The organism is Komarekiella delphini-convector SJRDD-AB1 (assembly GCF_014831675.1).
In the GTDB taxonomy this organism is placed as follows: Bacteria; Cyanobacteriota; Cyanobacteriia; order Cyanobacteriales; family Nostocaceae; genus Komarekiella.
In genome coordinates this window covers 16,854-29,036 of record NZ_VJXY01000027.1, presented here as the reverse complement: position 1 = coordinate 29,036, position 12,183 = coordinate 16,854, and the positions used below count along the sequence as shown (strand labels likewise).

Sequence of the window (12,183 nt, the reverse complement as noted above, 5' to 3'; positions counted from 1 at the left end):
ACTTAAACCGCTGAGACAACAGCCTGGTCATTGACTAGCTTGCCATCTTCCATGTGGACGATGCGATCAGCAATATCGAGAATGCGATTGTCATGAGTTACTAAAAGAATGGTACAGCCTTGTTCTTTTGCCAGTTTTTGCATGAGTGTTACCACATCTCTACCCGATTTACTGTCAAGGGCGGCGGTGGGTTCATCTGCTAAAACAATTTTAGGATGACTGACTAGAGCACGGGCGATCGCAACTCTTTGTTTTTGTCCCCCCGATAAATCATCGGGATAGTAATTGATCCGCTCTTTTAACCCTACCTCCTCTAACATTTGGGCTGAGCGAGTTTTCATTTCTGGCAGAGACATATTTTTGTGCAATTCCAAGCCCATTTTGACGTTCTGGAGTGCTGTCAAGCTAGCGTGCAAGTTGTGCGCTTGGAAAATATAACCATTACTACGTCGCGCCTGAGTAAGTTGTGTTGCATTAGCACCACAAAGTTCTTGTCCCAATATCTCCAAACTACCAGATTGGGCAGAACGCAACCCACCTACCAAGGTGAGAAGTGTGGTTTTACCAGAACCAGATGGCCCAGTCATAATAATAATTTCGCCAGTATTAATCTCCAAGTTAATATCAAACAAAACTTGCTTACGCAGTTGACCCTGACCAAAATAGTGGTCAAGATTTTTAATAGAAATAACGGGTTCGCTAGTCATAAGTAAGCGGATTTCTCGTAATAACCGTCATTTTCCTTAATCCTTAGTATTAACAAATGACAAATGACAAATGACAAATTTTTAGAACATATCTGCGGGGTCAGCAGATTGAAGTTTACGCGTGGCGATCGCACCAGAAATCATACACATAATCATAGTCAGCATTAGTACCGTAATGGATCGTGCTAAAGTCATGTAAAGTGGCAGATTGGTGGCATTGCGAGTTAGATGGTAAAGTCCAAAGGGGACGATCGCTCCTGGTATAAAACCCAATACGGCCAGAATTACTGCTTCTTCAAATACCACGCCGAGTAAGTAGAGATTGTTGTACCCCATTGCTTTAAAGGTGGCGTATTCTTTCATGTGGGCATTCACATCAGTAGAAAGGACTTGATAGACGATGATCACGCCCACTAAAAATCCCATTGTGACACCTAGGCTGAAAATAAACCCGATCGCAGTATTTTCTTTCCAATAATCTTTTTCAAATTCAATAAATTCTTCGCGGGTTAATACTTTGACATCTTGACCTAGATAAGCGTTTAAAGTTGCTTTTATCTGCTTGGGGTCATAGCCTGGTTGCAGATTAACCAAACCTAAACTGACGCTGCTTGCTTCTCGCCCAGGAAATAGTCGCAAAAAGTTTTGGTCGCTGGTGATTAAATTACCATCGGCAATGAAGGAAGCCCCAACTTGAAATAAGCCGCCAATGCTAACCGTCCGGCGATCAATTTCAGTTGTAACGGATTTTCCTTGTTCAATTTGGGCGATCGCTTCTTTATAATCTCCTCTGGAGGCACGATCAAACAGAACGGTATCTGGTAACTTAACCATATCTCTCTGGCGGTTCACATCAGCTAAGCTAAAGGCTTGCTGATCAGGATTGAACCCCATAACTAATATTGTTGTCTTCTGTTGTGTTTGGGGATTTTTCCAATCGATAAAGTTGACATACATGGCTTCTGCCGACTTTACCCCTGGTACATCCATTGCTTGAAACAGTCGCCGCCTTGTAAAGGTGGACATGTTTGCCAAGTTACGTGCTTGGGGACTGATGACAAACATGTCAGCCTGCATACTGCGATGCAGCACAGTGTTACTTTCAAACAGAGCATCTTGAAACCCTAACTGCATGAACATCAGGACATCAGCGAAGGCAATACCTGACAATGCTACCAACAGACGACCCTTTTCGTGACTCAGTTGCAGCCAACCTAGGGGAGTTCGTTGCCGCAATTGCTGAATAAATCCAATCACAGTTCAATTACCGCCTTAACTTGTAGATTAGTAAATTGAGAAGCTTTTTGGCTAGATAGTTTATTCAGTTGCACATGGACTTCCACTACCCTGGCATCAATATTGCTAGAGGGATCACTGTTGATCAGATTTTGCCGCTCCACTTGCATACCAATCCAATCCACCCTTCCTTGTAATTCATTGGGTAGGGAATCACTGCTGATCCGCACCGACTGCCCCTGACGCACTTTATTAATATCACTTTGGTAGACTTCTGCCACTGCATACATCTGGTCGGTTTGACCTAAATCCACAATTCCTTCTTCACCTACTGTTTCCCCAGCTCGTGCATTAATTTTGAGAATTTGCCCAGTTTTGGGAGCGTGGATATATGCTTGAGCCAGTTGCGCTTTAATTTTCTCCACGGTGGCTTGAGCGCTCTCTACTTCTGCCTGTGCGTTTGCTATATCTGTGGGACGGATTTCTGCGGTTTGATTCAGGGTAGCTTTGGCTTCGTTAATTTGCTGTTGCAAGCTGGCGAGGGTTTGGTTTCGGTTGGCTTTGGCTTCGTTAAGCTGTTGTTCTAGGGTGGCTATAGTTCTGGCTTTGGTGGCTTGGCTTTCGATTAACTGTTGAGAAGAAGTTTCGGCGTTTAAACGTCTGCTATCAACTTCTTGACTGGAAATCGCGCCATTTTTGTATAAAGTCTCGTAGCGTTGAACATCTGCTTGGGCGTTTTGCCTCTCGGCTGCGACGCGAGCAACTGTTGCTTCTAGTTGTTGTTTTTGCCCTTGTAGTTCTGCTTCTAGGCGATTAATTGTGGCTTGCTGAGTTTTGGTGTTTCCTTCTAGCTCGACTTCTAAACGTTTTATGGTAGCTTCCCGCGCTCCAATTTCTCCCTGTTTTGCGCCTGCTCTTACCTGGTTAAGGCGGGATTTGGCAACTTGAACTTGTTTTTGTGCTTCACCTAAACTAGCTTGAAGGCGATCGCGACTGTCCATAATGGCAATTACTTGGCCAGCTTTGACGCGATCGCCTTCTTTGACTAACAGTTTTTCCACCCGACTCCCTTCATTAGAAGAAGGTGCAGAGAGTTTTATCACTTCTTCGTTTGGTTCCAACCGCCCCAATGCTGTGACTGTTTTTACTACTGGCTGAACGGCTACTGGTGCTTGTTGCTTTTGATTAGCTTTAGCCTGAAACTGTAGCACCGTGTAAACACTAGCTCCACCTAAAGCTAAAGATGCAATTATGACTAACCAAATATGCGATCGTAAAAAATTTTGGGAAGACCTTAAACTCTCTATCTTCCGGTTTTGCGCCATAGTATTCCCCTCTTACTAGTAGCCAGTTGTACTAAACCGTTCAGTTTGTCATATGCTAAACTGAACGGACTAGTTTAGTCAAGGTATGCAGCCAAAACTACAACTTATTGGATAAGTCTGGAGTTATCTGCCAGAATGCTTATCACAATTGGGATTAATTGCGTAGAGTATTTTGCAGCGTCTATTAAAATTATTTATAGAAGAGGACAATTAATAAATGGCACACATCAAAGTTGGCGAAGTTGACCGAGATAATTCCGTTGATAAAGTGGAACAAATTCTGCAAGGGGCGATGCAGGAGTTTCTCAAACAAGGCTATGCTGGCACAAGTATGGATCGGGTAGCAGTAGCAGCGGGTGTTTCTAAAGCGACAGTCTACAGCCACTTTCAAGATAAAGAAGGACTATTTAAAGCGCTGGTAGAGCAGCTAGCACGCGAAAAGCTTGACTTAATCTTTGGGACGGAACCTCTTGAGGGAGAACCACTAATAGTATTGCGCCAATCAGCCACTAACGCATTAGAGCAGATGACTAAAGACGAAGAACATTGTGCATTTATGCGAGTGTTAATCGGTGAATCTGGTCGTTTTCCTGAGTTAACTCAAATTTGTGTTCGGGGGATGATTAAACCCTTGCTAGAAACGCTCACTCAATATTTGGCTGCTCATCCAGAATTGAATATAACTGACCCAGAGGCAACAGCGAGGATTTTTTTAGGAACATTAGTTCATTTTCATATTACTCAGGATGTGATGCATGGGAAAGATATTATTCCCATGAAAAGCGATCGCCTGATTGATGCTTTGCTCCACTTGATTTTTAATTCTGCCGAGTCACATCAATAAGGGCAGGGGGCAGAGAGCAGGGGGAGTGATTTGTATTTTTGAGGACTACCCAGAATGAGTACCGCAGCTGCTCAAATTCCGGTTAATACAATCATTCCTATATTTACCGCGATTGGCGATCGCCAGTGGCAAGTCTTCAAAGACCTAGAAAAGGCATTAAAATTTCTGCCCTGCATAAATTGAGCGCACTTCGCCATTACGACGAATGACAGCTTCACCGTTACTGACATCTACTAATGTCCAACCACTTGAACCAATACTTTCACCTACATCGACGCGGCGAGTTACACCACCGATTTTAAACAAAGCAGCAGATTTGTTGCCTAACTCTAGCAATCCCTCTAAGGTATCGCTAGGAGCATCTGCAACAGCAGGAGGCAAAAATACTTGGTGTTGGGTGATAGTTGGCGCGGCTTCCGGTGTGGGTGCTGCGCGTAATGGGACAACTGGTAATGCAGGTAGAGGATTAGATGGTTGTCGTAAGGTAATTGGTGCGGTTTTAACAGCCACAGGTTTGAGTTCTCCGCGCACAGCAGCTAACATGTTGACATTTATGGGCTTAGCAGCTTGCTGCACTGTATTTAGGGCGGTTTTCACTACATTAGGTTTAGAACCCTGTGAGGTGGCAACTGGTGGTAATTTCGGACTGCCAGGAATGCTGGGAAGCGCGTAGCGCATTGGCGATGGCGCTTGGTAAACAGGGATGTAGATGCGCTCAACAACGCCTCCAGAACGGTTGGGGGCTGGTGGTATACCGTTAGCTGCTAGAAGTGGTGGTAGATTACCAGCAGGCGCAACACTAGCTGTTTGATTAAGAGTTTCCTGATTAGAGAATCCAGGTCTGACAGATTTTTGGTTTTTTGCCTCTTGCTGCTCTATAACCGCAAGTGCTTCTAACATGTAGTCAACTAACTCCGCCTCAATTTCTGATCTTGTAGGCAACTTTGCCTGTGGTTGCGATGCTGGAAGATCAGATTGGGTCGGTTTGGTATTTAAAAGATGTACGACTCCAGACTGTACCAAGTAAATAATACTAGCGATCGCCACACCTAAAGTTGTACCTACAATCAGCAGCTTGCCTAAAGCACGTCTAGTTTTCTGAGGTCTTCTACTCACTGCGTTTACAGTGGGAGTGCCAACCACAACCGTACTTAATTGCTTGTGCCTACCTTGAGAAGGTTGGTTCAGTGCGTTTGGCAAGACAATTTGCGGCACCGTAACTGTTTGCACAGGCATGTATTCTGGAGGCAGTGGCGCGGGTCGATTGCCTTGTCTAATGGTTTGGGAAGGCAGATTCCTACTACCATCCAGAATGTAGTCTATATCGGCAAAGAGTTCATCCATCAAGCCATCAGCATACATATCTATCGACCAAGGTTCATTGGCGATTAAGTCTTCTGATGGTTCGGAAATAAGGAGATGGGTGCTAGCTGCTTGTGACATAAGCGTTGTGGGTTGTGGCTACTAGGACGGGGAAACGCCGCCCCTATTGCCTCTTAATCAGGATTATTAATCAAATATTCAATCCCCCGTCTTATTTAGACGAGTTGATTGAGCGGTGGTATTAAACTCAACTTTCATCCGAGGGTTGTTGATGATGCCACTACTAAAGTGTATGTCATCTATCATACCAAACCTCCTTCCTACTACTATACTCAGTCTTTATGAAGTTGGAGTTAAGCTAACGCTGGAAATCCTGACTGGCTCTTGGTTTTACGCAATTCTAAATATAATAGCAAGGCATTTACATCCGCTGGGTTTACGCCACCTATACGTGCAGCTTGACCGATAGTGAGTGGTTTTACTTGAGTGAGCTTTTCCCGTGCCTCTTTGGAAAGGGTATCAATTTTTGTATAATCCAGATCCGCAGGTAAGTGGCGATGCGCTTGACGGGAAATCTGCTCAATTTGATGTTGTTGTCTTGCGAGATAGCCAGAATACTTAATGTCGATTTCTGCACCTTCTTTTTCGGCTCGGTTGAGGTTGGGGTTTCCTAGTCCGTACCTGTCGAGGTCAACGTAATGCAGTCCCGGACGCCGTAGTAAATCTGCTAGGGTAATTGAACCTTTAATTGCTTGTTGGGTATCAGATGCGATCGCTATTCCGATTTGATCATGTTCTTTCACCCGCGTGGTGTGCAGCCGTTCTTTTTCTGTGGTAATCTGTGTTTGCTTTTGGGTAAATAAATTCCAACGGCGATCGTCAATTAAACCAATTTCGCGCCCCAAGGGTGTCAGGCGTTGGTCGGCATTATCAGAACGCAAGATCAACCGATACTCAGACCTACTAGTGAGCATCCGATAAGGCTCCCGTAAGTCTTTTGTACACAGGTCGTCAACCAACGTACCGATGTAACTTTGCTCACGTGCGAACACAATCATCTCTTGACCACGAGCAAAGCGAGCTGCATTGATTCCCGCCACAAGACCTTGAGCTGCGGCTTCTTCGTAGCCTGTTGTGCCATTAATTTGCCCCGCACAAAACAGCCCGGAAATCTTCTTAGTCATGAGTGTGGGATAACACTGAGTCGCTGGTAAATAGTCATACTCCACAGCATAAGCCGGACGAAGCATAGTACATTTTTCTAAGCCGGGGAGAGTCCGCAACATTTGCAGTTGCAGATTTTCGGGCAAGCCTGTAGAAAACCCTTGGATATAAAGTTCTGGTATATCTCTTCCTTCCGGTTCAATAAAGATTTGGTGACTTTCCTTGTCAGCAAAGCGCACAATCTTATCTTCAATACTGGGACAATAACGTGGCCCCTTGGCTTCCACCCAACCGCCATAAACGGGCGACAGGTGTAAATTTTCCTGAATCAAACGATGAGTCTCAGTAGTTGTACGGGTAATATAACAAGGCATTTGTTCCCGTTCTACCCACACATCTGGGTCAAAGCTAAACCAGCGGATATCTTCATCACCTGGCTGGATTAACATTTTACTGTAGTCTACCGATCGCTTGTCTACCCTTGCTGGAGTACCAGTTTTGAGCCTTCCGGTTTCAAATCCTAAGCGATTCAGGGTTTGTGTCAATCCCTCCGCCGCAAATTCTCCAGCACGTCCCGCTGGCATAGATTTGTTACCTACCCAAATTTTGCCCCCCAAAAAAGTGCCCGTTGTTAAGATGACTGCTTTGCACTCAAACGCCATGCCAAAGTAAGTTTGAACGCCGATGACTTCATCGTTAGCGCCCAACACCAAATCTGTCGCCATCCCTTCGCGGATGGTCAAGTTTTCTTGATTCTCAACAATCACCTTCATCACCGCCGCATATTCGCGCTTGTCCGTCTGGGCGCGTAATGCCCAAACCGCAGGCCCTCGTGAAGAGTTGAGGATGCGCTTTTGCAGGTAGGTGCGGTCTGCAACTTTACCAATTTCCCCGCCGAGTGCGTCTACCTCATGGGTCAACTGGGATTTGGCTGGGCCTCCTACTGCTGGATTACAAGGTTGCCAAGCGATTTTATCCAAGTTGAGTGTCAATAGCAAGGTACGACAACCGAGGCGTGCAGTGGCAAGGGCCGCTTCACAACCGGAGTGACCTGCACCGACGACAATAACATCAAAAGCGTCTTGGAATTCTATGGAATTGTGCATGGTCATACTTAGAGGATCAGCAAGCTGAGAGTTCTTTTCAATTTTAACTGTTCCAATGGTTTCATGGATGTATCTTTTATAGATAAGGCTAACAAAACGACTATCACTGCTCTGCAAAATTTAAAACTCAAACAATCAAATGATTTTCAATTGATTACGTAATGGACTTAAAGTCAATGCTCATAAATTTAATTTAAATCTAATTTGTTTATTGATTATTTACCGACTAAGTAAATATTATGTCTAGCTTTATCTTATTGACGCTGCTGTAAGTAAGTTTAGGGAAAAGTTTTTAGTTTACAAAAACACTTTTAAGTATAAAAACTGAAGTCAAAAATGTTTGATATATTTATGCTGTGTTACAGGATAAAAAGTATCTAAAAACTTTCTTTTAAAGAGATTAAGCTAATTTTTATGCTGGATAAAATTACTAATAAAGCAGAGTTCTCTGCTTTAGCAATAAACACCATGATTAAGTGGGTGTTAGAAAAACTTCCATTATTAAATGAGGAAGTATATGCCGAAAAACAATCTCCACAAGAATTAGCAATAATTTTAAATAACAATATATTGAATATTGCTCCATATCCAGAAAATGTAAATCCAGATGATGCCAAAAAATTGTTAGTAATTTTAGGTATATTTGGGAGTTCAATAGAAAGGCATACACAGCAATGTTTTATTAAAAAAGAGCTAAAAGCTGTTGAGTGCAGAGAAAAAACTCAACCAGATGTAGTAGAACCAGGAAAAGGTTTAGATTTATTATTGATTCGTAATTCCCAAAGCTTTATTAATTACTTTCAGCAGATTGCAGACATAATAGGTCATCCTTATCGGGATTCATTTTTTACTTTTATAGAATGTAATGGCCCAACAGTGCAGGTAATGCACCCTAAAAATCAAAAAATTATACATAATGTGCCAGCATTATTTTCCGATGGTTGTTTTGTAACGTTTTCTGGTCAGAAAGCTGAAATTGAGTTTATTAGCTTGTTGAAGAAATCTTTTGCGATTCAAGAGGCTGCAAATGAACATCTTGAATATCTTCAAAAAACGAAAGGACTTAACGAACCTCAAGCAATTGAAGCAGCCTTGAATGCTAGCATACTCATGCTCAGCATAAAATCTAATTTAGTAGAATTCATGAAAAAGTCTCAATTTAATACAGATTTTTTTCTTGATATTTTAAGGCAATATGCCTGTTCTTGGTATCCTATTAATCAGTATCTTAAACCTCCTAGTGGAGCAAACGATTATGCAGTATTGCATCGAGATATAATGCTATTTGAGGATTTAATGCCACCTCATGGAAAGTTTATTGGATACAAAAAACATATACAGGAAGTTTTTTCTGTATTAATGCCTAATGCTATCAAAAAGTTAGAAAATTCAATGAATATAGATAGCATTGAAAGCAAAATTTTTCAGGCTTTGGGAATAAATAAAGAAACTTTTAATCATTTGACTGAAAATGTCTTATTACTTCTGCTACAACAGAATTATTGGTTAGTAGCATATTTACAACTATATAATGCCCAAAAAATATTATCTCACGTGCATTATAGTTCAATTCAAAAATATTTAGTTCGCCCTAAGATTTCTAGAGATATTAGTTGCGATCGCAGAGAAGTAATTACAGTTGTTTCTAATTCCTATGGCACAACTGGTATGAGTCCAAAGGGTATATTATGGTTGCTTGATCAAGCAAGAGCTAATCATCCACTGGCAAGAATGAACTCAGGAGTAAAATTAAAGCAAGAAATAAATATTTTATTAAATCAATTTGATTATAAACAATTAAAACATACCGAATTATTAAGTATTTCAAAATTTGACAACTAAATTTAACATAAGGTTATGAAGTTTTCCTCAATTCTCTTTCTAAGAGGTTTGAGGATTTATTTTACCTAAATCTTATTTATAAAGATATCTAGACCTATTTTCAAAAGTACTAAGTATTGGAAACTAAGTTAGGGATTTAACCCATGACTAAATTCTTACCATAAGTTACAGGTAATATGAAAAAGAAAATTTTTTGGCAAAGACAGCGAACTCCCAAAAGGATAATTTTTATTACTACAGTTGTATTGATTATTTTTACTTTGGTGGCAAGTAATGAGATTACTCACCCACAAATATATATAACTGTCCAACCATTGAATGAATGCTTGAATACTGCTTTTGTTTCCTGTAAAAATACAAGTTCATCTTCTATGGTTACGCCATTTATTCCCAACCAGCAATTGAATGATCAAGAGCGTTTTTTGTCTGCAATTGCTAGAAACTTACCTACAATTCCTCAGCCTGGTACTTTTGAATATATTTTGCTACGAGCATACGGCGCAGTATTTGTAAACCCAGATATAGAAATTAAGCTGCCACAAAAAGATATTTTCGCTAACGAACAGGAAGCTCAAGAATTTCAAGATACCCTGATAATGGGTCAAGTTGATGGTACTAAAGATTGTTATTTACAAAAATCGGCGGCTGATGCTTTAAATAAAGCGCGATCGCTACAAAATATTCCGTTAAAATCTGGTTATGGTTCTGGTGATTGTACTCGTAGTTTTGCAACAAATTTAAGATTTTGGCACAAATATGCTAATAATCAAATGTTGGCAAAAGTACAACAGGGTAAAGAAACAAAGATTCTTGGTTTAGTTGCACCTCCTGGAACTTCACAACATCTTTGGGGATTAGCAATTGATTTGCGCGTATCAAATCAACAGCAAAAACAAGCTCTTAATCAAAACGGCTGGTTTCAAACTGTAGAAAACGATATCCCACATTGGACTTATGTAGGTTTACGTGAAGAAAATTTATCTCAATTTGGTTTTAAAAATCATATTGTTCGGGGTATTAGCTATTGGGTGACACCGCTTTAATTGTTAGATGTAATGCAAAGTGGGGAATACTCAATTAAAAGGTATATTGTCAGGGAATAATTATGCCAAATGAAGTTGCTAACCAGAAACAAACCTTCCTGCTCGAATTATTAAAAGCTACTTATCAAAATCAAGAAATATACCCAATTTTGCAACATAACTTAAATAAACTCAATGATGACTTGGCTTTGATATTGCGAAAATGGGTAAGCGATCGCTTTGCTAAAGAACCTGCTAATGCTGTTAATATAGCTCGTGTTATTCTTAAATTAAGTATAATCATTCAAGAATTTACACAAGGGAACCCTGCGAATAATTTAGAAATTGCCATAGCTGGCTATGAAGCTGTTCGACAAGTTTTTACCCGCGAGGCTTTTCCAAAAGAGTGGGATATCATCCAGCAAGCTTTGGTAATAGCTTATCAGCAACGCCAGCAAATTCTCTCTAGAACCGTTGGCGAACTTTGTGAGCAGACTGTCCAAACTCAGACTCAAATCAATACATTAACTAATAAGTTTCAGCAAGAATTACAACAGGCAAAACTACAAGTTAATAACTTACAAGCAGTAATTACGCAGTTTAAACAGCAATCAGTTAGTTCTGAGTCAACTCACGAAATGTCATCTTTAATAGCTGAGTTTAGAGAGCTAAAGCAGTGTCAGAATCGTTTAGAGCAGTTAGCTACTCAATCTAATATTTCAGCTAAAGCTGAGCAGTTTAATACAGCTATTTTTTATGATATCGAAAACTTAACAATGGGTAGAAGCAACCCAAATTTAAATTTTTCTCTTAAACAAATTCAAACAAATCTTGAAAAAATTAGCTTAGTTAATAAAATTGCTATTCAATGCGCTTATGCTGACTGGAGCGATTCTCGATTAAGGCTTCTAAAAAATGAAATTCAAGAACTTGGCATTGAATCAATTCAAATTTTTGATTACAGTCACAAACGAAATGCAGCAGATATGCAACTGGCGATTGATGTTATGGAATTAGCTCAGAGCCGTTCTACGTTGCAAGTTTTCGTTATTGTATCAGGTGATGGTGCATTTGCTTCCTTAGCTAAAAAGCTCCATGAGTATGGAAAGACTGTAATTGGATGTGCTTACGAAGGAAATGTTAATCGTGTTCTCAAGTCTGTCTGTGATTACTTTTTACCTATACCTGCTACCCAAGCAAAAATAGAGGAAGCTCAAATTAATGAAGTAAATAACGATAGCAATTTAAATGATGATATTTTTGTAATAACAAAGAAAGTTTTACAGGCATTGAAGCAGAATAACGAGCAAGCTAGTCAACTTAGACAAGGTGGTATTCATATGTCTCAAATCCACACAATTTTAAGAAAAGAAATACAAAATTTTGACCAGAAGAGACAAAAACATGGCAGTACATTGACAAGTTTTTTGAAAAAAGCTCTTGAAGGAACAGATGTTTGTCTATCTATTGACAACAATAAGTTAATTCTCGAAGACAATACAAACTTGAGTAACTCATCAAATAAGAGTCAGAAAGCTATAATCAACTCTAACGGTAATTTAAAGGAAACTGTTGTAACTGGTAAATCTTAAGTTTGTTGTCTCAACTCAATTG

The 12,183-nt window shown here is 40.5% G+C and carries 10 protein-coding genes; 5 read left to right on the top strand and 5 right to left on the bottom strand.

Going from position 1 to position 12,183, the window contains the following annotated elements:
• Nucleotides 1-2: 2 nt before the first annotated feature.
• The 3 genes from FNW02_RS22260 to FNW02_RS22250 all read right to left on the bottom strand — a co-directional run bounded on the left by FNW02_RS22260 (nt 3) and on the right by FNW02_RS22250 (nt 3,268).
• On the bottom strand, nt 3-707 hold the full coding sequence (locus tag FNW02_RS22260; protein ID WP_191759673.1) for a DevA family ABC transporter ATP-binding protein: 705 nt from the start codon (nt 705-707) through the stop codon (nt 3-5).
• Between the two features lie 81 nt (nt 708-788).
• Nucleotides 789-1,964: an ABC transporter permease DevC gene (gene devC, locus FNW02_RS22255; protein WP_191759672.1), complete on the bottom strand. Its 1,176-nt coding sequence runs from the start codon at nt 1,962-1,964 to the stop codon at nt 789-791.
• A complete protein-coding gene (locus FNW02_RS22250) occupies nt 1,961-3,268 on the bottom strand; it encodes an ABC exporter membrane fusion protein (RefSeq protein WP_191759671.1) in 1,308 nt (435 codons plus the stop codon). The genes devC and FNW02_RS22250 overlap by 4 nt, the downstream gene beginning before the upstream one ends.
• Before the next feature lie 217 nt (nt 3,269-3,485).
• On the opposite strand from FNW02_RS22250, the gene FNW02_RS22245 reads away from it, so the two are divergent.
• Complete coding sequence (locus FNW02_RS22245) at nt 3,486-4,112, top strand: TetR/AcrR family transcriptional regulator (protein ID WP_191759670.1); 627 nt, start codon at nt 3,486-3,488, stop codon at nt 4,110-4,112.
• 54 nt (nt 4,113-4,166) lie between these two features.
• The gene (locus FNW02_RS39625; protein ID WP_263627818.1) at nt 4,167-4,295 is read left to right on the top strand and encodes a hypothetical protein; all 129 of its coding nucleotides are present in this window, start codon (nt 4,167-4,169) and stop codon (nt 4,293-4,295) included.
• Here the strand turns inward: FNW02_RS39625 and FNW02_RS22240 are convergent.
• Both FNW02_RS22240 and mnmG read right to left on the bottom strand, forming a co-directional pair.
• Nucleotides 4,269-5,555 carry a hypothetical protein gene (locus tag FNW02_RS22240; protein ID WP_191759669.1) on the bottom strand — a complete coding sequence of 429 codons (1,287 nt, stop codon included), beginning with the start codon at nt 5,553-5,555 and terminating at the stop codon, nt 4,269-4,271. The two genes, FNW02_RS39625 and FNW02_RS22240, sit on opposite strands and share 27 nt — an antisense overlap.
• Nucleotides 5,556-5,788: 233 nt before the next feature.
• Nucleotides 5,789-7,711: a tRNA uridine-5-carboxymethylaminomethyl(34) synthesis enzyme MnmG gene (mnmG, locus tag FNW02_RS22235; protein ID WP_191759737.1), complete on the bottom strand. Its 1,923-nt coding sequence runs from the start codon at nt 7,709-7,711 to the stop codon at nt 5,789-5,791.
• 408 nt (nt 7,712-8,119) lie between these two features.
• Here mnmG and FNW02_RS22230 point away from each other — a divergent pair, with 408 nt between their 5' ends.
• The 3 genes from FNW02_RS22230 to FNW02_RS22220 all read left to right on the top strand — a co-directional run bounded on the left by FNW02_RS22230 (nt 8,120) and on the right by FNW02_RS22220 (nt 12,161).
• Entirely contained in the window at nt 8,120-9,547 is a 1,428-nt protein-coding gene (locus tag FNW02_RS22230; protein WP_191759668.1) for a hypothetical protein, read from the top strand.
• 176 nt (nt 9,548-9,723) lie between these two features.
• A complete protein-coding gene (locus tag FNW02_RS22225) occupies nt 9,724-10,590 on the top strand; it encodes a D-alanyl-D-alanine carboxypeptidase family protein (protein ID WP_191759667.1) in 867 nt (288 codons plus the stop codon).
• A 62-nt stretch (nt 10,591-10,652) separates the two neighbouring features.
• Entirely contained in the window at nt 10,653-12,161 is a 1,509-nt protein-coding gene (locus FNW02_RS22220; protein WP_191759666.1) for an NYN domain-containing protein, read from the top strand.
• Nucleotides 12,162-12,183: the final 22 nt, after the last annotated feature.

What these genes read in the sequence shown, in the direction of transcription:
- FNW02_RS22245 (WP_191759670.1), top strand. Translation starts at nt 3,486, where the DNA reads ATGGCACACATCAAAGTTGGCGAAGTTGACCGAGATAATTCCGTTGAT.
- FNW02_RS22230 (WP_191759668.1), top strand. Translation starts at nt 8,120, where the DNA reads ATGCTGGATAAAATTACTAATAAAGCAGAGTTCTCTGCTTTAGCAATA.
- FNW02_RS22250 (WP_191759671.1), bottom strand. Translation starts at nt 3,268, where the DNA reads ATGGCGCAAAACCGGAAGATAGAGAGTTTAAGGTCTTCCCAAAATTTT.
- FNW02_RS39625 (WP_263627818.1), top strand. Translation starts at nt 4,167, where the DNA reads ATGAGTACCGCAGCTGCTCAAATTCCGGTTAATACAATCATTCCTATA.
- FNW02_RS22260 (WP_191759673.1), bottom strand. Translation starts at nt 707, where the DNA reads ATGACTAGCGAACCCGTTATTTCTATTAAAAATCTTGACCACTATTTT.
- FNW02_RS22220 (WP_191759666.1), top strand. Translation starts at nt 10,653, where the DNA reads ATGCCAAATGAAGTTGCTAACCAGAAACAAACCTTCCTGCTCGAATTA.
- FNW02_RS22225 (WP_191759667.1), top strand. Translation starts at nt 9,724, where the DNA reads ATGAAAAAGAAAATTTTTTGGCAAAGACAGCGAACTCCCAAAAGGATA.
- mnmG (WP_191759737.1), bottom strand. Translation starts at nt 7,711, where the DNA reads ATGACCATGCACAATTCCATAGAATTCCAAGACGCTTTTGATGTTATT.
- FNW02_RS22240 (WP_191759669.1), bottom strand. Translation starts at nt 5,555, where the DNA reads ATGTCACAAGCAGCTAGCACCCATCTCCTTATTTCCGAACCATCAGAA.